Source organism: Paenibacillus sp. FSL H3-0329, assembly GCF_037963285.1.
GTDB classification, from domain to species: domain Bacteria; phylum Bacillota; class Bacilli; order Paenibacillales; family Paenibacillaceae; genus Paenibacillus_AQ; species Paenibacillus_AQ odorifer.
Map to the genome: position 1 here is coordinate 3,397,834 of NZ_CP150150.1, position 22,750 is coordinate 3,420,583.

22 protein-coding genes and 1 other annotated feature are annotated in these 22,750 nt (G+C 40.6%); of the genes, 15 read left to right on the top strand and 7 right to left on the bottom strand.

Annotated features, from left to right (window positions below; all coding sequences use genetic code 11):
• Positions 1-4 precede the first annotated feature (4 nt).
• Positions 5-979 (bottom strand): glycoside hydrolase family 43 protein, encoded by a 975-nt coding sequence (locus tag NSQ66_RS14985; protein ID WP_076141220.1) that lies wholly within the window; start codon positions 977-979, stop codon positions 5-7.
• Between the two features lie 260 nt (positions 980-1,239).
• Between NSQ66_RS14985 and NSQ66_RS14990 the strand changes: the two genes are divergently transcribed.
• Positions 1,240-2,205: a glycerophosphodiester phosphodiesterase gene (locus tag NSQ66_RS14990; protein WP_080742497.1), complete on the top strand. Its 966-nt coding sequence runs from the start codon at positions 1,240-1,242 to the stop codon at positions 2,203-2,205.
• A 123-nt stretch (positions 2,206-2,328) separates the two neighbouring features.
• Here the strand turns inward: NSQ66_RS14990 and NSQ66_RS14995 are convergent, their stop codons facing one another.
• Positions 2,329-2,817, bottom strand: coding sequence for a nucleoside deaminase (locus tag NSQ66_RS14995; protein ID WP_076105706.1), 489 nt, complete (start codon positions 2,815-2,817; stop codon positions 2,329-2,331).
• A gap of 151 nt (positions 2,818-2,968) precedes the next feature.
• Between NSQ66_RS14995 and NSQ66_RS15000 the strand changes: the two genes are divergently transcribed.
• The 5 genes from NSQ66_RS15000 to NSQ66_RS15020 all read left to right on the top strand — a co-directional run bounded on the left by NSQ66_RS15000 (position 2,969) and on the right by NSQ66_RS15020 (position 6,751).
• Positions 2,969-3,418, top strand: coding sequence for an OsmC family protein (locus NSQ66_RS15000; RefSeq protein ID WP_076105707.1), 450 nt, complete (start codon positions 2,969-2,971; stop codon positions 3,416-3,418).
• A 37-nt stretch (positions 3,419-3,455) separates the two neighbouring features.
• Complete coding sequence (locus NSQ66_RS15005) at positions 3,456-3,818, top strand: hypothetical protein (RefSeq protein ID WP_076141221.1); 363 nt, start codon at positions 3,456-3,458, stop codon at positions 3,816-3,818.
• The gene (locus NSQ66_RS15010; RefSeq protein ID WP_076099231.1) at positions 3,799-4,746 is read left to right on the top strand and encodes an LLM class flavin-dependent oxidoreductase; all 948 of its coding nucleotides are present in this window, start codon (positions 3,799-3,801) and stop codon (positions 4,744-4,746) included. Before NSQ66_RS15005 ends, NSQ66_RS15010 begins: the two co-directional genes overlap by 20 nt.
• A gap of 18 nt (positions 4,747-4,764) precedes the next feature.
• On the top strand, positions 4,765-5,790 hold the full coding sequence (locus NSQ66_RS15015; protein WP_038571075.1) for an AraC family transcriptional regulator: 1,026 nt from the start codon (positions 4,765-4,767) through the stop codon (positions 5,788-5,790).
• A 166-nt stretch (positions 5,791-5,956) separates the two neighbouring features.
• Positions 5,957-6,751 (top strand): SDR family oxidoreductase, encoded by a 795-nt coding sequence (locus tag NSQ66_RS15020; protein WP_076105710.1) that lies wholly within the window; start codon positions 5,957-5,959, stop codon positions 6,749-6,751.
• A gap of 139 nt (positions 6,752-6,890) precedes the next feature.
• Here the strand turns inward: NSQ66_RS15020 and NSQ66_RS15025 are convergent, their stop codons facing one another.
• The 3 genes from NSQ66_RS15025 to NSQ66_RS15035 all read right to left on the bottom strand — a co-directional run bounded on the left by NSQ66_RS15025 (position 6,891) and on the right by NSQ66_RS15035 (position 11,558).
• On the bottom strand, positions 6,891-7,745 hold the full coding sequence (locus NSQ66_RS15025; protein ID WP_081390719.1) for an IS3 family transposase: 855 nt from the start codon (positions 7,743-7,745) through the stop codon (positions 6,891-6,893).
• Between the two features lie 20 nt (positions 7,746-7,765).
• A complete protein-coding gene (locus NSQ66_RS15030; RefSeq protein WP_076142611.1) occupies positions 7,766-8,455 on the bottom strand; it encodes a helix-turn-helix domain-containing protein in 690 nt (229 codons plus the stop codon).
• Positions 8,456-8,528: 73 nt separating this feature from the next.
• A complete protein-coding gene (locus tag NSQ66_RS15035) occupies positions 8,529-11,558 on the bottom strand; it encodes an ATP-binding protein (RefSeq protein ID WP_339279720.1) in 3,030 nt (1,009 codons plus the stop codon).
• Between the two features lie 814 nt (positions 11,559-12,372).
• Between NSQ66_RS15035 and NSQ66_RS15040 the strand changes: the two genes are divergently transcribed.
• The 5 genes from NSQ66_RS15040 (at position 12,373) to NSQ66_RS15060 (ending at position 16,973) form a co-directional block, all read left to right on the top strand.
• The gene (locus NSQ66_RS15040) at positions 12,373-12,720 is read left to right on the top strand and encodes a VOC family protein (protein ID WP_036677331.1); all 348 of its coding nucleotides are present in this window, start codon (positions 12,373-12,375) and stop codon (positions 12,718-12,720) included.
• Between the two features lie 349 nt (positions 12,721-13,069).
• A complete protein-coding gene (locus tag NSQ66_RS15045; RefSeq protein ID WP_036677329.1) occupies positions 13,070-13,633 on the top strand; it encodes a hypothetical protein in 564 nt (187 codons plus the stop codon).
• Positions 13,634-13,733: 100 nt separating this feature from the next.
• Entirely contained in the window at positions 13,734-14,615 is an 882-nt protein-coding gene (locus NSQ66_RS15050; RefSeq protein ID WP_036677327.1) for a phosphotransferase, read from the top strand.
• A 735-nt stretch (positions 14,616-15,350) separates the two neighbouring features.
• Positions 15,351-15,800 carry a DUF1569 domain-containing protein gene (locus NSQ66_RS15055; RefSeq protein ID WP_036677324.1) on the top strand — a complete coding sequence of 150 codons (450 nt, stop codon included), beginning with the start codon at positions 15,351-15,353 and terminating at the stop codon, positions 15,798-15,800.
• Positions 15,801-15,878: 78 nt separating this feature from the next.
• Positions 15,879-16,116, top strand: a binding site (T-box leader).
• A 47-nt stretch (positions 16,117-16,163) separates the two neighbouring features.
• Positions 16,164-16,973: a GNAT family N-acetyltransferase gene (locus NSQ66_RS15060; RefSeq protein ID WP_036677321.1), complete on the top strand. Its 810-nt coding sequence runs from the start codon at positions 16,164-16,166 to the stop codon at positions 16,971-16,973.
• A gap of 47 nt (positions 16,974-17,020) precedes the next feature.
• Here NSQ66_RS15060 and NSQ66_RS15065 read toward each other — a convergent pair whose 3' ends face one another.
• On the bottom strand, positions 17,021-17,734 hold the full coding sequence (locus NSQ66_RS15065; protein ID WP_036677320.1) for a MerR family DNA-binding transcriptional regulator: 714 nt from the start codon (positions 17,732-17,734) through the stop codon (positions 17,021-17,023).
• 157 nt (positions 17,735-17,891) lie between these two features.
• Here NSQ66_RS15065 and NSQ66_RS15070 point away from each other — a divergent pair, with 157 nt between their 5' ends.
• From NSQ66_RS15070 to NSQ66_RS15080, 3 genes are all read left to right on the top strand, one after another.
• Entirely contained in the window at positions 17,892-18,773 is an 882-nt protein-coding gene (locus NSQ66_RS15070; RefSeq protein WP_036677317.1) for a hypothetical protein, read from the top strand.
• A 252-nt stretch (positions 18,774-19,025) separates the two neighbouring features.
• Complete coding sequence (locus tag NSQ66_RS15075) at positions 19,026-19,661, top strand: glycoside hydrolase family 11 protein (RefSeq protein WP_036677315.1); 636 nt, start codon at positions 19,026-19,028, stop codon at positions 19,659-19,661.
• 163 nt (positions 19,662-19,824) lie between these two features.
• Positions 19,825-20,652, top strand: a complete 828-nt coding sequence (locus NSQ66_RS15080; protein WP_036677313.1) for an SUMF1/EgtB/PvdO family nonheme iron enzyme — start codon at positions 19,825-19,827, stop codon at positions 20,650-20,652.
• A gap of 104 nt (positions 20,653-20,756) precedes the next feature.
• Here NSQ66_RS15080 and NSQ66_RS15085 read toward each other — a convergent pair whose 3' ends face one another.
• Positions 20,757-21,611 (bottom strand): LysR family transcriptional regulator, encoded by an 855-nt coding sequence (locus tag NSQ66_RS15085; RefSeq protein WP_036677458.1) that lies wholly within the window; start codon positions 21,609-21,611, stop codon positions 20,757-20,759.
• A gap of 131 nt (positions 21,612-21,742) precedes the next feature.
• Here NSQ66_RS15085 and NSQ66_RS15090 point away from each other — a divergent pair, with 131 nt between their 5' ends.
• Positions 21,743-22,732, top strand: a complete 990-nt coding sequence (locus tag NSQ66_RS15090; protein WP_036677456.1) for a zinc-binding dehydrogenase — start codon at positions 21,743-21,745, stop codon at positions 22,730-22,732.
• The last annotated feature ends 18 nt before the right edge of the window (positions 22,733-22,750 follow it).

A 22,750-nucleotide genomic window follows, 5' to 3' on the forward strand; every position in this document is an offset into this window, starting at 1 on the left:
AAAACTAAGGATGGATGGTTTGAATGGTGCCATCATCGTTGTATTTCAGCTCCGTATATTTTACAGATCGCTTGTTGTCAGCACCACCAGATAAAGAACTATCATGATAAAATAAATACCACTTCTCTTTAAACTGAACAATAGAATGGTGTGTTGTCCAGCCCAGGACGGGTGTAAGTATTTTTCCTTGATATACAAAAGGCCCAAGCGGATCTTTACTGATAGCGTATACAATATTATGGGTAGTTCCCGTGGAATAAGAAAGATAATAATAACCGTTATATTTATGAACCCATGGACCTTCAAAATATCTTCTCTCTTCATCTCCAGCAAGAATCGCATTTCCGTTCGTATCGATGATGGATATTTCTCTAGGCGCACCTTCAAAGCTCAGCATGTCCTCGCTCAGCTCCGCTACGATAGGTCCAAGAGCTGGTGCCGTTTCAGCCGGTCCCTCGGCATTCGCAACAAATGAGCCGGTTTGCCATTTTTCAAGTTGACCGCCCCAAAGACCCCCAAAGTATATATATGATTTGCCATTATCATCAACGAAAACAGCGGGATCAATGCTATAACTGCCGGGAATGTAGTTCGGTTCAGGTGTAAAGGGTCCGGAAGGTGAAGTTGAGGTGGCAACCCCGATTCGGAAAATATCATCATGGTCTCGGGCTGGGAAAAACAAATAGTAGGTATTGTTTTTGTATGCTGCATCCGGAGCCCACATTTGCTGTTTAGCCCATGAAACATCCTTCACATGAAGTACTTCACCGTGGTCGATACAAGGGGAGCCATCTCCATCAATAGACAGAACATGGTAATCCTCCATATTATATTGATCACCGTTGTCATTAGAGATCATATCGTGATCCAGGTCATGAGAGGGATAAATATAAATCTTGCCTTCAAATACATGAGCAGAAGGATCCGCAGTATAAATATGAGTTACGAGAGGTTCATTGGGTTGCACTGGCTTTGTCAAGTCATTTCCTCCTATAAAGTTAATCGCTTACAAAGTTAATGGTATAAGAACTTTAGGACTCTGTATATATAGCAACTATAGTTTATACCCCACAAAGTTTAGATGTTGCTTCTTGACCTTGCAGACCCTTTCCCATTTATGCTGCCTCGCAATATTTTCTCTAGATAATCTGGTACAATAGAAATCTCCAAGCTTTGACCTTACAAATACATTGAGGTGGGATTAACATAAGGGAATATAAATCATAATTTTACACAAGAATGAATGTTAGAGCGAAAGTCACCAAGTATTCTACATTATATTTATTAAAAGATGAGGTCAGCTTAATGCAAAAAATTCAAAATTCTAGAATCTACTTTATAGGTATACATGTGCTTTTGTTAATCTTATTGTTCACCTCTTTGTATGCTTATTCCCCCTGGATTCGCATTAAAGTAAAGGAAATTATCATGCCTGCGGATAAAGTATATACAATCGCTCACCGTGGTGCTTCAGGATATGCTCCTGAGAATACAATACCTGCATTCGAACTAGCTATTGATATGAAGACCGATTATATCGAGTTAGACATTCAGTTAACAAAAGATCATGTTCCTGTTGTTATTCATGATGGGACCGTAAATCGCACCACGAATGCTAAAGGGTATGTAAAGGATTTTACTTTAGAGCAGATCTCAAAATTAGACGCGGGATCATGGTTTAATGAACAATATCCCATGTTCGCTAGAGATAAATATGTAGATTTACGTATTCCGACACTAAAAGAGGTATTTGAAAGGTTCGGAAAAGAAGTGGACTATATGATTGAGATTAAAGATCCCACGTCGAATTCGAACATCGAGGCATTGTTAAATGAAGAAATCTTAAATTATGATCTGTCGGCTCATGTTGCTATACATTCATTTAGTGAAGCGAGTTTACGTAGATTCCATTCCATAAATCCAGCAGTCCCTCTTTATCAAATTGTATGGTATGATTTTCCTGTTTATAAAATATCAGAATCCTATGTGAATAGATTAAAAACTTATGCGGTAGGCATAAGTCCTAACTTTCAAAAAATAAATGCGGCATATGTCGCGCAGGCAAAAAATTCAGGGCTAAAGGTGTTTCCATATACTGTGAATTATCAAGTGAATATGGATAAAGCCGTAATTTGGGGTGTAGATGGTGTACATACAAATTTCCCTGACCGCTTTAGCGAAGTAATTAAGAATAATAAAAGGTAAAGGGATGTGAAATCACCCTTTTCTGGACATAAATAAAGCTGCCGAGACTTTCTCGACAGCCGAAGAACCTTTATCCGAAGGTTCTTTTTTTACGGAAAAATAAAATATTTTTGATTCTTCGTATTACTGAAGAAGTCTTTTCTCGTGAAATTGTAGATGAAGCTCCCGTACTTGTTCTGCAAGATCCGGTACAGGGCCATCTACGAACGCATCGTGAATAACCTCTTGAATCCTTAAATTACGGACGGGTGATGCTGCAATTCCCATATCATTTAACCACGCCGATAATTGCTTCGAGGAACTGGCATATACAATTCGTCCTAAACGAACCCAACCGTGTGCCGCTGCACACATAGGGCAATGTTCTCCGGAGGTATACACTGTTGCCTGCTTACGTTCTTCCAGTGTCATATTCTGAGCTGCCCAGCGGGCTAAAGCGAATTCGGGATGCTGAGTATGGTCACCGCTACCTACATGGTTGCGGTCTTCCGCCAGCACTTCTCCACTTGCTGATACAAGGACTGAACCAAAGGGTTCGTCCCCAGCTTCTAGTGCAATTCGGGCAAGTTCAATACAACGCTTGAGATGTTTGATATCCGTGTCGTTTATCATGATAGTAGAACCTCCTGGATTTTAATTTATAGATAAGTTTCATGAATAGTAGGCCTGAGCCTGTTTGTTCACCACATTCTTCTATGTTAGCATGTAAAGTATTCGATGAAAAATATATCATGCAATATCAAGCTAGGGAGGATATATAAAAATGAAGCACCCATTTGTATTGAACGCCGTATGGAACGGTGGCCGTAACAGTGACGGAACTATTGAAGCTGGACAGCTTAAGACTCAAATCTCCATTCCGAAGGAAATGGGAGGACCCGGAGTAGGAACGAATCCGGATGAGATGCTTTTGGGAGCAGCAGCAACCTGTTATCTCATTACACTTGCAGCAATGCTGGAGCGGGCAGGGCTTACGACTTCAGAGCTGACGTTAACCTCAGAGGCGACGGTCGATGTAACGAATAACATTTTTACATATGAAGCCATCAAACATTCACCCCTAATCACCCTTACCAAAGATGCGTCACAGGACGATATCGATAAAACCATCCGTATTGCCCATAAAGCAGAAGGCTCCTGCATGATCTCCAGAGCCGTTGCAGGAAATGTAGAAATCACGACAGAGCCAACGGTGCTGACTGCAAGCCTATAAAATTGAGTCCTAGGTAATCAGAGAGGAGACGTTAACTTTGAATGTTGAGTTATATAAGGATTTGATCAAGGATGATCGCGGAAATTATTACGTAGCTGTACAAAAAGAGGGCAATGAGCTGACTTTGGTAAACGCAATGCTAGAGCGGTCTTACCAAGAGCTGTGGGAGTTTAATGAAGCTTTCAAAAAGAAGTACGCGGAATACGAGCATCAGTTCATCGGCAAAATGATTATGGATAAGCTGCGGCACGATGTTGTTTTTGCCTCCAAAGAAGACGGCCATGGCCGAATGTATGATCTGGCCGCGGTTGCAGTTGATTACAAGCTTATTTTTATCGATATGATCGAATTTTACCGAAACCCTCGAGTAGGACTTAATCATGACAAGAACATCCATTAAGCTTAGTGTATTAGATCTCGTACCTGTTTTTAATACGGTGGATGCTATTACCGCATTGGGACAAGCAGTGAAGCTGGCTCAGACAGCAGAAAGACTGGGATATTCTCGTTATTGGGTTGCTGAACATCATGATATGCCGGGATTAGCATGTACCTCTACGGAGGTGCTTTTATCGCATATTGGAGCGAAAACAGCACACATTCGCCTTGGCTCAGGGGCTTTATTGCTGCCACATTATAAGCCGCTAAAGGTGGTGGAAGCATTTCATTTGCTGGCCAGTTTGTACCCGGGACGCATCGACCTTGGATTAGGCAGAGCTCCCGGCGGTACTGCTGAAGTAAGTTTAGCACTGAGTGGAAATTTTCTCGAAAATGTTTGGAAAATGCCAGAACTGCTTAAAGGCGTCACTGAATTATTACAGGGCAACTATTCCTATGAAGGACGTTCAATAACCGCCCGGCCGGTCCCACCCGTATCTCCAGAGCTATGGCTGCTGGGTACAAACAAGAAAAGCGCGGCATATGCTGCCGAGTTTGGAGCAGGTTATGTGTTCGGCCAGTTCATGAGCGATGTAGCAGGGGAGGAGGTTTTGCAAGCTTACCGTGAAACATTTACTCCTTCTTCACTTTCTCCTGAACCGCGGGCCATGGTTGCTGTTGGCGTCATTTGCGCCGAGACTGAGGAAGAGGCAGAGCGATTGGCCTCATCTGGTACGGCATTATTCCAACAAGAAGGTTCTGCCGAAGCGAAGTCTGAGCCCTTGGAACGCAAGCTGCTGGTAGGTACTCCGGAAAGTGTTAAAGGTAAGTTGGAACGGTTATCTCTTTTGTATGGAGTTAATGAATTCATTATCGTTACCATGATTCCAGATTATGAGAAACGATTGCATTCGTTCGAACTGCTTGCCCAAGCGTGCTGGAGTTCTTAATAAAGGAGGTCCATATGTATGAAGTCTCATACCTCTGATCAAATTAAAATCCCACCAGGATTTTGGGCTGGATTAAGTCAATTAGGGATAACTGCACAAGATGTAGCCAGCAAAGCAAATCTTCCACTTAGCCATCTCAGAGAGTCAGAAGTCACCACTGCTCAATATTTCGCAGTCTGGCAGGCATATAACGATCTCATTGGGGATACTGCCGAAGGAATCATTAAGCTTGCAACCGTCTTTGAAACCACACAATATCCGCCGACGGTTTTAGCAACATACCATGCTAAGGACTATCGCGATGCTCTTAACCGAATGGTACGATACAAACAAATGTGCCCTCCTGAAAGCTTGCGTATTACCGAGGAAGGCGAGCTATGTACAATCGAATTGGAATGGCAGCATCCCGGGCATTCTGGTCCACCGCTGCTGCTCGGCCTCACTTTGGCATTTCTTCTAGAACTCGGACGGCGAGGCACAGGTCTACCTTTGACAGCACAGCTTGTCGAGTTTTCACAGCCTATAGGAAATGTAAAGATTCTTGAAGCTTATTTCGGCTGCCGAATTCAGATAGATGCTCAATATAATCGTTTGACGTTGCGTCGAAATGATTTGAATCATCCTTTTATCTCGTACAACGAAGAGCTGCTGGAGATTCTGACTCCCGTTTTGGACCGGACGCTTGCTGAACAGAAGGGCACACGCTCTATAACCGAGAGGGTCAAATGGATCATGAAACGCAGCTTCAGCGGAGGACGCCCTGACATTCAAGCTGTTGCGAAGGTATTAAGTATGAGTGACCGTACCTTGCAACGCAGGCTTACTGAAGAAAACACAAGCTTCAAGCAATTGCTGACACAAGCTAGACATGAGCAAGCACGAGAGTATCTGGCAGATCCTTCGCTTGATATTAAAGAAGTGGCTTTCTTGATTGGATATGAAGACCAGAACTCGTTCTACCGTGCCTTTCGTCTTTGGGAAGGTGATACTCCTTCAAATTGGCGTAATGAACATTTAGGTTTAAACACGATACCCTCTTCATAAAGACAGTATTTTCAGAGTTTTATCATTGGCGTGTTAAACAAGAACTTTGGCGCAATCCGCTAGTTACTGAACAACCCCGGTACGATAATATAATCCTAGCCGGCACACAGGACTGTTCTTAAAATGACAACTACTCAGCACGCCGGGATAAAAGGAGAAATGTAATATGGATATGGGATTAAATAATAAAACAGCTTTAATTACAGGATCAACAAAAGGTATTGGTAAAGCAATCGCCATTGAACTCGCTAAAGAAGGAGTTAATGTACTAATTAATGGACGGAATTATGATCAGGTAGAACAGACTGTAAATGAAATAAAGTCGAATTTCCCGGCTACCTCTCCACAAAATGCTACAGCGGATATTGTGGATATTGCGCAAAGAGAAGCCTTATTCGAAAAATACCCTAATATAGATGTTTTAGTTAATAATATGGGTATCTATGAAATTATGAAATATGAGGACGTTGACGACGAAATATTTGAAAAATACATCCGTACTAATGTCCTTGCTGCGAATGGATTAACAAAATTCTATTTACCTAAAATGTTACAAAAAGATTATGGCCGAATTCTCTTTATTGCTAGTGAAGAAGCCATTATGCCTTCAGGCCAAATGCCTCAATATGCAATGACCAAATCAATGTTATTATCATTGTCAAAAAGCTTATCTAAGTTAACGATAGGAACTGAAGTTACAGTCAATACGATCATGCCAGGACCAACACTATCTGAAAATGTGCATCAAATTATTGATGGGATATACTCCAATGAGGATATGACTTTTTCAGAAAAAGAAAGAAAATTCATGACTACAAATCTTCCTCAATCTGAAATACAACGATTTATTAAACCTTTTGAAATAGGCAGACTAGCAGCATTTGTATGCAGTCCTTATGCCTCTGCATTTAAAGGTTCTCCAATTCGCATGGATGGGGGAATGGTGCCGACTATTTTTTAAGCGTACTCTAAAAGGATATAGATAACGATACAAAAAAGCCACTCCTTATGAAGTGCTCCCTGTCAAGTGGACAGTGTAAAAAACAAAAATAGTTAGTTTAGATACCTCAGTTCGTATTGCCAGAACTGAGGTATCTTCGTTATGCAGCTCGTCGGTATTCGCTAGGTGACAAGCCATCCAAACACTCTGTGTAGCGGTAATTATTGTAGTAGTGAATATATTTGCTAACCTCTGTAAGGACATCATCATAGGTGTCATACTTTGTAAGATAATAGCTTTCTGACTTGTATGTACCCCAAAAACGCTCAATAGGTTGGTTGTCCAAACACCGACTCACACGAGACATGCTTTTCTTAAATCCGTATTTTATATGAAGTCGGTTGTACTCATGAGACGTGTACTGGAAGCCTCTGTCGCTTTGTAAAAGAGGGGATACGCCAGGATTCTTTGCGTAAGCCCTCTTCAGCGTATCCATCACGAGTTTATTGTTGTTGGAATGGCTTAATACCCATGAGACAATAGAATTATCATATACATCAATAATGGCGCTCAAATAGGCCTTTCGTCCATTCCCATACTTTAGTTCTGTCACATCTGTACACCATTTTAAATTAGGAGAGTTGGCATCAAAGTTACGGTTCATTACATTTTCTGCTACATGGATCTCCGTAGCTTTCATATAACTCGCTCGTTTTCTGCGAATGACGGCTTTAAGCCCAAGAGCACACATAATTCGGTAATAACGCTTTTTGTTGTACTGCTTTTTGAGCTTTCGGTTTAATTGCGTGCGCATTTGACGGTAGCCAAGAATCCCTTTTCGCTTGTCATATCGTAGCTTTACTTCTTTCGCTAACGCACGGGTTTCAAGTTCTATGCAAGAGGGTTTCCATTTTAACCACTTGTAATAGGCAGATCGAGCAACCCCAGCTAACGCACACAACTTCGTAATTGCGTGACCTTTTTCTTTGTTCAGTTCTTGAATCGCTTGATACAAGTTTACTTGTCGAACGAGGGTTAGCGTGTATTTCGTCGCTTGATCTCCGCCAACTTTTTTGCGAAGTCATTCTCCATCTCTAGGTATTCATTTCGCGCTTCTAGCTCTTTAATCCGTAGCTTAAGACGTTCATGCTCCTCTAGTTCTTCTACAGGCTTTTTACGGCCTCGATTGTCCTGAAGAGCTTCCTCACGGCCAGCTTGATATTTCCGAACCCATGCGTAAACTTGCTGATAAGATACACCGTACTTTTCAATCGCTTTCTGATAATCCAATCCATTAGCGATGGTATATTGTGCAATTTCAATACGTTCTTCGAAAGTTGTTTTACGTCCTTTGTTCATATGAGATAGTCCTTTTCCTTTATGTGTAGGTTTTAATTCTATCTCATTAGTATACTTGGTAATCCATTTGATCAAAACACTTCTACTTGAAATATGATGCTTGTTTGTCGCCTCTTCAACGGAGAAACGACCAGACAACACTTCTTTAACAGCAGCTAGTTTGAATTCCTTTGAGTATGTTTTCCATGTTCTCGATTCCTTTAACCCGTCCAAACCATCTGCTTTATATTTCCTAATCCATTCTCTAACCGTGTGCGAACTAAGACCTCGTTGTTTTGCCTCATAGTTTGGATTCGACTTGTGCTCAAGGCACAGCCGTACGACATGTAATTTTACTTCTAAAGATGCTGGACTTCTTTTAGACATTAGAAAAACTCCCGTCATTGTAGCAGTAGAAGTTTTTGTTTTTTCTACTGTCTACTATGACGGGAGCATATCATTATGGAGCGGCTTTTTTGCTTGAAAAGTTATCACTGTCCTCTGGTACAACAAAGGATACCAAGGTGCCTTCTCCAGGCTTACTCTGGATCGAGAGACCTTGACCATATAATTGACTTAACCTCCGATGGGTGTTGGCCAGCCCGATGCCACCTTTGCCTTCCATCAATGGCTTCAGCAGTAAAGAGAGTGTTCCGGAATCCATGCCTTGCCCATCATCCTCCACTTCAATCTTTACAGCCTTGTGCAGACGGATAATACGTATTTGAACAGTTCCACCCTGTTGGCGCTTAAGTATACCGTGCTTAACAGCATTTTCTACCAACGGTTGGATGGATAGAGGAGGGAGTAGGATATCAATATTCGGATCTATCTTCCAGACAACAGATATCCTTTCTGCAAATCGAGTCTGTTCAATATACAGATAAGATTCTACCAATTCCAGTTCATGGGAGAGGTTCACGAGCTCTCCGACATTTAAAAAGTCAAAACTGATTCTTAAGAAAGAAGTAAACGCCCCAATGAGCTCCTGCATTTTTTTAGTATCCAAATCACTGAGTGCGGCAATAGAGTTCAACGTATTGAATAAAAAATGTGGTTGTATCTGTGCTTGTAGATATGCTGCTTCTATCCGTACCCGTTCATTGAAGGATAACTTCATTGCAGTTAAAGCCCGAATACGATATTTAAGCTCCACTGCGTCCACAGGTTTTGTGACATAATCATTGGCACCGGACAAAAATCCAGTATAAATATCCTCAGGCTGGCTACGGGCAGTAAGCAATAGAATCGGAAGCTCATATAAGGAGTAGCGAGTACGAACCTTCTGTGTTAATTCGTATCCCGACATCTGTGGCATCATAACATCGCCAATAAGTAAGTCCCAGTTCCTTTTATCCAACAATTCCAATGCTTCATGGGCTGAGTTCACGGTAGTTATGATATAAGGTTCGGTTTCAAGAATACCCTTTAGTACATTCAGATTGACAGGATCATCATCTACCACCAGAATATTTACCTTAATCTCTGTAAAAAGCGGTGGAATTTTTTCAGAGTGATTACTTGGCTGATGTTCGGAAATTCCCCACTCAGTCATCTGTCTATGAATCTCATCTGCCATATACGAAACTGTAGGTTCCGTCTGTCTTATTATCTGTTCGCTGTAAGAATCGGCAAGAGAGAGTGTGAAACTAAAAGTTGAACCTTTACCAAGCTCTGATTGAATGCGTAGGCTGCTTCCATGCAGTTCTACCAGCTGCCGGCATATGCTTAATCCCAGCCCAATTCCACGCCCGTCATTTATTCCGTGAGGGCCTTGCTCATAGGGTAGAAATATCCTTGCCATAGTCTCTTCAGTCATGCCCACTCCGGTATCTGTCACATAGATAAGAACCTGTCCGTCCTGTTCCTCAGCCTTAACAGCTACAAGTCCTGCTTCGGTGTATTTGAGCGCGTTGTGCACCAGATTTAATAAAACCTGCACCAGTCTTTTCTCGTCCGCAAGAACTGGCGGCATAGCTTCCGGGATATCCATAGATAGCTGTACTGGCTTACCTTCAATCATATATTGAAGCATACTAATCACACCGGGAACTACCGATTGAACCGAAATAGGTTCCTGTTGTAAAATAACACGATGCTCCTGAAGACGGACCACATCCAGTAGATCACCAAGCATATGAGACATACGGCGGCTGATTGTAATCAGCAGCTCCATATCTTGACGGCTACTTTCGTAAAGTCTGTCCTTTTCCTTTGTGACAATATTTTGTGCGATATTCATGATTCCGTGAAGCGGTGTGCGCAGCTCATGTGAGGTGTTAGCGAGAAACTGGTCCTTAAGTTTGTCTGCTTTTTTCAGCTGCTCATTCAGTTCCATGTTCTCTTTAGCATTTTGAAAATACTTTTTAAACCAATATGCTGAGAAGCCCACGATGGCTGCGATAATATCCAAAGGATAATAGACAATTGAATAGTGTCCGTTACTATCCCACAAATTCCATAACAAATTAGAAACGATCGCCGCACCTGATAACAGCAGAAAAACAACATCTTTATCATCTTGCTTTTTGAATAATAAGCGCCCTAAGCTATAGAGCAACCAAATGAAGGGAATATACTGGAACACTTGAATGATTCCCAAATGAATGGATGTGCTGACCCAATAAGCTGGGACGGTAAGTATAAAAACAGAATAAAGACCAAGACTCACTACGTATGCACGTAACCCCTTATTGATTTTGGCAACTGAGGTGAATTTTCTAAAAACAAGCAGAATAAAAAGATTTTGCCACAAAAAAGCAAGCAATCGGATCTTTAATGACCAGGTATAATTAATCGGCACTATTGCAAGAAGTAAGTTGTCATTACGGGCTAAAATGATAACAGCTACGGATAATGTCATTAACCCTACAAGAAACAAAGCACGTTCTTTAGGATTAAATAAATAAAGAATGCAGGCATAGAGCCCATGCAATAACAGGATAATTGCTGTTAACAATTGAAAACCTACGGTATAAAAGTATGTACGGTCAACTTTTTCCTGAGAACCAAAATAAACAGGCCCTGCAATCCCCCCCTTATAAGGTAGATCAAAGTTTGCTACACGAATAAGCACATCAATTACTGTTGTGTTTTTTGTGAAATAGGATACTTTATATGAGGTGGTTTTGGGCACATAAGTATCGGCATCAAGAGATATTGTCCCATTATTGAGCAATAGGCTACCGTTAATTTCTACGCTGGATGCAGTATAGATTTGTTTGATCCACAATGCTACAGGCTGCTGAAGGGGTTCTACCAAAATTCGCAGACGGTAAGTACCAAAACCGTACGAAGAAGGGTCATCCGTTCCTATCGCGCGGCTCCAGTCTCCGGGAACTTGAAGCGGGAGGGAAGGTTCTGGTAAAGTTGAAATATCCTTGGACGTTACGAATTGCGAAGGATAGAAGCTCCATTCACCATCCAGCCTGAATAAGTTAGACTGCTCCAGATCCTGGCCGCGTAAATCCAGTACACCATTGTTAATCACAGGTACAGTGTTGGAAACCTTAAATATACTCAACCAAATGCAGCGTAGGCCAAAGAGAATGCTTATAAAAAGTAGAATGATAGCTAATTTGTTTAGAATAGTTTTATTTTTCATGAGAACATTATAGCAAATAATTCTAATCTAGAATCTAAAATGAAGATTATTTACATAAGAAGGAGAAGTAATGAGCAACGGACACTGCGTGGGGTTAGGAGGAATGATCTCCCCATGGAAGAAGCACGATGTAACTCCTTGAACACTTGAGTACTCGAATCCTCGAACACACAGATACTTCAATACTTGATTGGTGCTTTGCTGTTGGGCGTTTGTATTACTTGATGTGCGACTATGCTGTTTGTTTGACGTCTGTGATACCGGATGTGCGACTATGCTGCTTGTTATGCGTTTTGTATTCCCACACTCCCACGCTCTCTCTTCACCATGAGCGATCGGACTCAGTTGCAGCTATTTGGCTGAATTTTGTCTTTTAAGAAGTGTTTCGGACCCCAGAGGCGTTATTCGTTCCAAATATGCGCGATATGAGGGATTTTCGAGCCAATAGCGACTATAGAGTCCGATAGGTTCTCAAATGAGCCGAATTATGGCTAATAGCGACTCTGGAGTCCGATAGACTTCACTCATGCTTCTATTGTCATTTGTCTTAAGCTTGGCTTCTCGTTTATTGGTGAATATGATGTTGAATACCCCGTTGGCACTACCATTCGATGTAATGACTGGAGGTTAACGGTGGATTCTCCTTAATCCTAAAGGGTATATTATTAGATAATTTAATGCAGACAGGAGTGTAGATACGATGATTAAAGGTTTCGGAGGAATATTCTGGAGAACTAAGAATCTTGAAGCTACAAAAAAGTGGTACAGTGAGGTGTTGAAGCTTGACATAGAGAATTGGAATGGGACTGTGATAAAACCTCAAGTGGGAAATGAGACTATCTTTTCTTTCTTTACCGAGGATGATAGTTATTTTCCAACAGAACAACAAGTGATGTTAAATTTCCAAGTGCATGATCTAAACGAGACGATTAAGCATTTTGAACAGATTGGTGTACCTCTTGCAAAGAAAATAGAGATTAGTGAATTTGGAAAGTTTATTTGGATTGAAGACCCAGAAGGTCGACTGATCGAGCTTTGGGAGAAATAAGGAGTTGCACATCTTTGCTATTGAGCTAACAGGTGCGTTAGTTTAATAAAAACTCAGTTCAACATCTAACTGTAAATGAATTAGGGATTAAAGTTGAATTAACTCCTTGGGTAATACTTCTTCAAAGCTTTCAGCTCCTTGGAAGAATTCATTAGCTTCTATCACCTGAGGTGCGGCGCTTGCGTTGCATGCATGGCTAACAGAATACTATTCTCACCCAAATAGGGAGCATACCATCTAGGTGTACTCCCTATTGCATTGAAGGAACTGGAAAATTAGTGCAACATTTCACCTATAACTTAAGTCAATAAAGATGTTATGTAATAAAATCATAAGAGCAGGTGGTAAATTGAATCTTCGTTTAATCACGTTAATATGTTTATTCACATTCGCGTTCTTTATTGCAAATGGACAAGATGCTAAAGCTTTATCCTGTGTCGAGATAGGAAGTCCCAAAGAAGCCAAAGAGGTCTACGGTGGAGCTATTTATGGTGAAGTAAAACAAATAAAGGTTGATTTGAAACAAGAAGGATTTGCGGGGCCAAAAGAGAAAATCAGATATATATTAGTGGATGTTGAACGAAGTTGGAATACTGAAGTTGACTCTCAAATTATTGTGGGAACAGACTACACTTGGGGTTTTGATTTTAAGGAAGGTAATAAATACTTAATATACATTAGCGAAGTGGATGGCGTAACAAGCAGTAGTCCATGCAGTTCAACCATTGAAATGAATAACCTTAACCAAGCAACAGAACTATTCGGTGAAGGACTTCGACCCAAACAGCAAGTACACATAGAATACAAGATGTGGTTAATGTTTCAGCAGGATACTGATTTGTATATCGTAATTGCAATAGTACTAGTAGTGATTTCAGTCATTTACCTGAGAGCAAGAAAGAAAAAGAGCTAAGTGTAATCTTATTGCACTAACGGTTAGGATAGTTCAAATAAAATTAAGAAAAAGATAGCTGAACTAATTACTATTTCATTCATAACATGTGAGGTGCGAGTTGAACTTAGTAGAAATGATCATAAAAAGATTTAACCTTAATGTATTAAGTATAGATAATGTTCCTGAGTCCTTTAGTTCACAAGTATACAAGCTGAATCTTACTAATGGAGAAACGGTGTATGCGAAGATCCCTTATAACAGGGATAAGCTATATCGCGAATATCGTATGCTTGAAATGTTGAGAGAGGTATTACCGGTTCCAAAAGTGTTAGACTTCTGGAGTGGGGATGACTTAATCTCTGGTGCATTACTTTTATCTGAGATTAAAGGTATACCATGTACAGGTGCTATTGACGATGAATTAGCATTTCAAATTGGGTTACTTCACGCAAACCTGCATGAAGTTAAAATGCCGGGATATGGTGTGGAAGGATTAGACGGTTTTCAATTTTCTAATCAGAACAATTGGAGACTTTATATAAGAAATAGCTTTGAAAAATTTATAGAACCTTGCAAGGAAGTCCTTGAGAGAGGACTTTTCGAAAAATGTATTAATTACTTTGAGGGTGCTTTCTCAGTTTTACCTCCTCCTGATGGCCCGTGTGTTGTTCATATGGATTTTCGACAAGGTAATATACTAACAAATAATAATATGGTTGTTGGAATTATTGATTTTGAGAGTGCACGGGGTGGATCCTCTGAAATTGATTTCACAAAAATTAACCGATATGTTTGGGAAGTGAATCCTCAAAGTAGAATTTCGTATAAAAAGGGATATTCAACAATTCGTCCTCTAATGGATTTGGAAACAATACTACCCTTTTATAATTTTTACGATGCTTTTAGTGCTGTTGTCTGGTGTAAAAATAGAGGGATTGAAAAGAACAGGGCGTTCCTAAAGGAAAGTATTTCTGTATTGCAGAAATCCGTAGGTTGTTGAAATTACGGGACACGTTAGTTTGCGAAGGATATTCCTTGTTTTACGGAGGAGATGATAATCTGAAACTATTTATTGATTGGCTAAACCGCAATCGAATACGTCGATGCGAAGCCTGCAACACTGAGCTTAATATTTATTCATATTTCTCCGATGAATCGCAGATTTTGTACTGTGTTGCATGCAATAAGTATTATATTAGGGCGGACAAAAGCTCTCCCATATTTAAGTATGAAGTTTCCGAGGGGCTTTTAAAGATATGGGAAATGGACCCTTATCATAGTTATTATACAGGGATTCCAATTAGCGAAGCATACGAGCCGAAGTGGATTAAATTTCTCCGTAAAATATTAAGATAACAGGAAACGATAGTTAAATAACGAGTTAAGACGACGAGCTACCTGCATTATGGGTAACTTTGTTACGTTAGCGGACATGATAGTGAATAAAGGATAGAATGATAGAGAAGGGCGAAGATTAGATTGGTAGTAGCTGTCGAATTGTAATGTTGCAACGATGAATATAATAGCCCAAGAAGATTTTCGTCCAGCTGGTTGAACTTACTCCAGCTGGTGCAGAAATATTGGGTGCTATCTACGAACAATATCCTGAGTGGAACCAGCATCTAATAACTAAACTTGTACTTGTACCAGAGCAATGGGATAAGATAGCAGACTCTATTGACAATTTCATGCTAACTTTTGAAAAAAACAGAAAATCGAAATGGGGAGTGTGTTTATGGAAAATATATACAACAAATTACATACCGCAGAAATACTGAGCCGTATCGAGAATTTAAGTCCAAATTCTAAACCGCAATGGGGAAAAATGAATGTTGCTCAAATGTTGGCTCACTGTTCTGCATTTCAAGACATCGCAATTGGAAACTCCTTTCCCCCTAGAAATTGGCTAGGAATGCTAATAGGAAGTTTTATAAAATCTATTTTTTATAATGACAAGCCGGTACCACACAATATGTCAACAATTCCGACCATACTTATTTTAGATGACAGAGATTTTGGGAAAGAAAAAGAAATACTGAAACAAAAGATTTTAATTTTTCAAAGTAACGGTCCGGAAAAATGTTCATCCCATCCACATCCTTTTTTCGGAAAATTCACTCCGGAGCAATGGGGTAAAGGGATTTATAAACATCTAGACCATCATTTAAGACAATTTGGTGGTTAGTATTTTTGCGCAATGAACAATAATATATTATTGACATAAAATCCCTATTACTTTATATTGTATCTAATTACATTGCAATCAAATGCGACGAAGAGGACAAGTAAATCCGGAAATGTCGATCAGAGAACTGCCGGTTGGTGCGAGGCAGTGGACACCCGAATCGAACAATCGCCTCAGAGCTGGCTCCCGAAATCATAGTAGGCGGGCCCGGGATTCTGCCGTTACAAAGAAGCATCGTTGTTGGACGATGGCAGAGAGGGTGTATTCACGAATACACTAATCAGGGTGGTAACGCGGAATCTACTCCGTCCCTAATGGGACGGAGTTTTTTGCGTTCATATAAATAAATAAGGAGGAGTAACGATGTTCCAAAAAATCAATGTTTCCGATCGCATACTAAGCCAGGATATGTTTATTGCTGATGAGGTTCAATACAACCTGATTCACCTTATTTGCGAGTCGAAGAGTTCTAGATGCTTAAAAGATTCTGGTGAAACAATGATCTATGCCCAGTCAACGGGACATAACGCATGGCTTTGGAGTTCTAAGGAGATTGCCGAGGATAAGAAGATCGTTCTCTACGAAGAACTTATAGAATTCCTTAAAGGGACAACATTATCGGGAGTATCTGGAGAACCAAAAACAACAGAACGTTTTGCACAGCTGTATTCTCAGGCAAATAATCTTCAATATGAGTCCACGATGACTATAGAATCTTATTTCTGTACAGATCCAAAGAAACCTTTGAACGTAAAGGGCATAATGCAACAAGCAACGAGAAAAAATGTGGCCATTGTAGCAGAATTTTTGGCGGGTTTCTCAGAGGGGGCTTATGGGATTACGGTGAACCCAGAAACTAAAATTCTAGATGCCAAGAGGATGATTGAGACAGGTGACTTGTATTTATGGTTTGTAGACGATAAACCTGTATCGATGGCGTACATTGCACATCGGTCGGCAAGATATTCTAGATTAAATGCGGTATACACACCTCCGTCTTGCCGGAAAAAAGGTTATGCAAGTGCACTAGTAGCAGAGTTATGTTCTGTTCTTTTATCGGAGGATTTAGTGCCCATGCTTTATGCTGATTTAAAGAATCCTGACTCCAATAAGGTTTATCGAAATATTGGTTTTGTGGAAAGCGGAAAGATTGTTGACATCAAGTTCAAATAGGCACGAAAGGGCTACCGCAAGGTAGTCCTTTTTCTATGATCAATATGTTACTTGGCATTACTTTTATACAATTTAACATAGTTTGTAAGTTCAGCTATCGCGAAAAATTGCTTCGTTAATTGAGAATTCAATTTTTGTAAGGCAAGCTGAAAGGATACCTCCACTTTTTTGTAGTTATGTGTTTCTATTTCATTCAAAAGCTGTTTCATATTCTCGATATAATAAACAGTTTTCCTTAAACTGCTGATAAGAATAATTTTTCTTAATTCCGTTAAAGTGAAGACTCTGTAGCCATTATCTTTGTTCCTATTCGAAGAGATTAGCCCTTCTTGTTCCCAATGCCGAATAGCTGATGGATTAACTCCTGCCATTTGTGCAACTTCACCAATCGTCATTGAATCTGTTACAGTTAAATCTTTGTATTTTGATAAATCAACATCCCGAAACATGCGTAAAACTTCCTCTAACCTTTCTTTTTCCACTTGGGTCTTATGTTGCTCTTGATTGATTGCCCAAAGAGCAGACTCCATCTGCTGGCCTTTTATCTTCCTCATCACATCGTACACAACCGGAATTTCATATCCCTGCAATAATGCCCGAATGGTAATAAAAGCTTGCACATGGATGGAAGTGTAACATCTGCGGTTGCTGGCGGTCCTTGGTACATCTGGAATTAAACCTTGATCTTCGTATCTCCTTAAAGTAGTGGTACTCACATTTAATTGCTTAGCTATCAGTGTAGGTGTATATATCTCTTCCATAAACATCATCACCCCAAAACATTAAAGTTGAACCTTCAAGTGCTACAACAATATTAAATCGAATTTAGGTAGATATATCAAGGGAGGTAGAGGGATAAACCGAAAGATTGCATGAATGTTATATGATACTTTTATAGAACACAAAGGAGTGAGTTCATTGAAAAAGATAATACAATTAGCAAACCAATCAGAAATAGAAGTAGGTATGGCAGGACTTCCAGATTGTCCAACCCTCATGTTACCCATCGCTAAAAAATCTGTGTACAATCAGGAAGCAGAAAACTTAAAGCTATGGGGAGTAGATCCCGAATTAGGTAAACATTTTGTTGAAGGATTAGCGGATACGTTTCAAGTGCTTTATTTCGATTATGAAGGTCATCTATTTCAATATCCAGAGGAAAATCTAACAGCAGATCATATTGTGAAGGATCTTCTCCACATTGCGGATGAAATGAATGTTACAAGCTTTAGTTACTACGGTTATTCCTGGCTTGCGTTGATTGGATTGCAAATGGCTACAAGAACAGATCGCTTGGAGAGTTTGGTAATGGGAGGTTTTCCACCCTATAATGGCCCCTATCAAGAAATGAGGGTTGTGACCCATAAAACACATACACAAGCTTTGAGTAACCAAAATGAATCTGTAGAAAGCCCAACAGGATCGGAGAATCCAAACGAAATGGATTGGGACAATATAAAGGTTACCATAGATACCCGTGTTACAGCACAATTTGTCTCTCTATACCAGAGCCTCACAGCCTTTGATGATCGCAGTATTCAACATTTGCTTAGTCTCCCTAAACTAGCTTTTGCAGGTGGAAATGATACGATTGTTTACGGTGAAAATTTCGGGAGCGTTACCGTTGACATCGTCGGGTTGTTAAAAAAGAATAAGGAGCAGTTGGCGGATTTAGGCTGGGATGTTGAAATCCTTTCGGGAGCCCAGATGGACCATACAAAAGCTATGCAACCAGCAGTAGTCTTACCACTGATTAAGCCTTGGTTTATGAACGTGTTACTAAAAAATACTGGATTGTAATTGTGGCAGATACAAAAATCCAGTGAATAAGGTATCCCAAAAGAACAATACTTTTTAGGGTAAAAGCTTTAATTTGAAGAGATTAAATAGTAAACGATCTATGATAAAATTCCATATGTAATCGCTTACATTAATATATATGGAAGGAAGTGGTGTTGCGAATCTGCCCCAACAAGGAATTGCTTCGACTACTAGAAATACAGACAAGCAGTATGTAGGTATGTAGTGACAAAAAATTTCAGGAGGTAGATTATGTTTAAATTTAACAAGAAAATCGTGACTGTAATTATGGCAGCTTCAATGAGTTTCAGCTTGTTTGCAGCAACCTCAAGTGCAGCGACAGACTATTGGCAAAATTGGACCGATGGTGGCGGGACAGTAAATGCTACTAATGGATCTGGTGGGAATTACAGTGTTACATGGTCAAATACTGGTAACTTTGTTGTTGGTAAAGGTTGGAATACTGGATCCCCATCTAGAACAATAAACTACAATGCAGGCGTCTGGGCACCATCCGGCAATGGGTATTTAACTCTTTATGGGTGGACGAGAAACTCCCTCATAGAATATTACGTCGTTGATAGCTGGGGCACTTATAGACCTACTGGAACTTATAAAGGTACCGTGACCAGTGATGGAGGCACATATGATATATATACGACTACGAGAACGAACGCCCCTTCTATTGATGGTACGGCAACCTTCACACAGTTTTGGAGTGTAAGACAATCCAAGCGAGCAACGGGAAGCAATGTCGCGATCACTTTTGCCAACCACGTTAATGCTTGGAAAAGTTACGGAATGAATCTGGGCAGCAGTTGGTCTTATCAGGTGTTAGCGACAGAAGGATATCAAAGTAGCGGGAGCTCAAACGTAACAGTATGGTAACTTGAGCATCGGACCAGCTCAGGCATCTCCAGATGATTAAAATAACTATTAATCACTGTCATTGCTAAGGTTGTCGGTCCACAGCCGGCAGCCTTAGATCATTCTAGATCATTCAACAAATGATACTTAACTACATACCAGTGGTTGGAAAGGAGATATATCCATGAGAAAACTATTAATTTCTCTTTTAATAGTAGTTGTTATCAGCGCTTGTTCGCAAGAAAAGCCTGAACAGAAGGATACTTATGTATTAGTCAAAGGCGGGACTTTCATTAACACAAATTCCAACTACAAAAGTACAACTATATCAAATTTCTATATCGGCCAATATGAAGTTACTCAGAAAGAGTGGGTTGAAATAATGGGAAGCAACCCTTCAGCATTCAAAGGCGACAACTTGCCAGTAGAAATGGTTAACTGGTATGACGTAATAGATTACTGTAATAAAAGAAGTATAAAAGAGGGGTTCAAACCCTATTACAATATAGATAAAAATAAAAAAGATCCGAATAATAAGAGTGATAACGATAATTTAAAATGGACAGTAACGCTCAATGCAGGAGCTAATGGTTACCGATTGCCTACTGAAGCAGAGTGGGAATATGCTGCAAGTGGAGGACAGTTGAGCAAAAGTTACACCTACAGTGGAAGCAATAAAGCAGATGAAGTAGCATGGTATTGGCAAAATGCTGGAGACAAATACTTATCAGGAGATTGGAACTGGCCGATCATAGAAAACAACCACAACAAAACAAAATCTATCGGTGGCAAAAAACCTAATGAGCTAGGTCTTTACGATATGTCAGGGAATGTAAGGGAATGGTGTTGGAACTGGTACGGAGATATAGATAGTAACAGCGGTTCTTTCCGGGTTGTAAAGGGTGGCGGGTGGATCGGCGGTATCAGCAACAACGAGATTTCTTTTCGGGGAAAGTTCGAAGCGAATGGTATGGGTCCTGATCAAGGTTTTCGAGTAATTCGTGGTGAGTAGACGGGAACAAGACATACCATATATAATCGGAAAAAGCTGAAAAGGGTTTGATTAATAAACAAGCTTTGCGCTCGAATATAATCAAACCCCAATATGTATGTTTGCTATATTTCTTCGATCATTTGGATTAATTTTGAAAACGCACTAGAAAAAACCGCGTTCCGGCGATACACAAACCATACCTGCAAATCTCGATATCCTTCAGGCAGACGGTGGGAAGTAATTACTCCCGTCTCTTCAGCCTTGGAAATCGAAGATTGGGGCAGCATAGACACGCCGAGTCCTGCGGTAACCCCACTTAGAATTACATCTAACGTTCCGTATTCCATAATCTTATAAGAGCTCATCCCGCTTTCATTTAGGAAACTCTCAGCTTTGGCGCGATGTGTACATCCGACGTCGAAAAACAACATTGGCTTTGTAAGCAATTCGCGCATATCGCTCTTACCTGGTTGTGAGATAAGCACCAGCTCCTCTTCGAAAGCAACAACATGTTCTATATCAGGCTGGTCAATGGGCCCATAAACAAAGGCTCCATCTAGTTGGTAATCAAGCACCTTTTGTAAGAGTTTATGCGTTTCTCCCGTTATAAGCGATAGATTAACATCGGGATATCGTAAGTGATATTCGGTTAGCAGAGGCGTTAGATGAGTAGCCGCTGTTGTTTCGATGGAACCTAAACGGAGCGGACCAGCAGGGTGCTCAGAGTATTGTGTGGTTATCACAGCCTCGTCCATTAGTAATAATATTTTGTCTGTATAGGCCAGTAAGTTCTCACCTGCCGGCGTTAACGTCATCCCTCGATTGGATCGACGAAATAGGGGGATTTTCAGCTGAGCTTCTAGATACTGAATCCGGTTCGTCACATTTGATTGGACATAATTTAAGACTTGAGCAGCCTTCGTTATGCTACCCTCGCGAGCAACCGCTTGAAATATTCTCAAATCTCCACTTTCCATTTCCTTTGCACCTTCTTGGTATGATGATTTATGATAGTCACCTTCAGTTTTGATCATTTTACTGGATTACACCCACTATGTAAAATTTATTATAGATTCATTAATAACAACTTGAGGAAGGGGCTTAGATGATGAAAGCCATTATACATGCTGGAGAAGGTGGCCTGAAGGGCTTGAACTATAAAGAGATTATGGATAAAAGACCGGGGATTGGAGAAGTGAAGGTTAGGTTAAAGGCTGCAGGGCTAAACCACAGGGACTTGTTTATCATGGATGCCAGAACAAAACAGGATGTTCCTTTGATTATCGGTTCTGATGGTGCGGGGAGAATTGAAGCAATAGGTGAAGGTGTGCTTGATCATAATGTAGGTGAAGATGTCATCATTAATCCGTGCATCGGATGGGAACATACCGATAATGTTCCAAACGTTCCAGCCATTGTAGGGGGACCTTCAGAAGGCACATTCGCTGAGTCAATCATCATTCCTGCGCAAAATGCCATCAGCAAGCCAGCTTACCTGTCATGGGAAGAAGCCGGCGTGCTGCCCTTATCTGCCTTAACAGCCTATCGGGCGCTATTCACTAGAGGCCGCTTAAAGAAAGGTGAACATGTTCTTATACCTGGCATTGGTGGTGGGGTTGCGACTTATGCCATGATGATGGCTTCAGCGGTGGGTGCACGTATCAGTGTCACTTCACGCAGTGAAACGAAAAGACAAGCTGCACTCGCTCATGGAGCTGATCATGCGTTTGACAGTCATAGCAACTGGAAGGAAAGCATGAAAGGAGACACCGTTCATCTCATCCTCGACAGCATTGGGCCTGCGACGTTCCCACATTACTTTGATATTATTAAACCCAATGGACGTATTGTTACGTTTGGTGCAAGCTCAGGAGATCGAATCGAAATCCCGACGCGAGCCATATTTTTCCCGCAAATTAGTATCATAGGTAGCTCAATGGGAAGTAGTGAAGAGTTTGCGGATATGCTTCAGTTTATGGAACACCATTCGATTCGACCTATCATTGATCGAGTGTATCCTTTACAAGACACAGTTCAAGCCTTTCACCGAATGCAGCAGGGAGAACAATTTGGTAATATCGCGATAAGAATAGAATGAGCGGAGTCCATTATAACT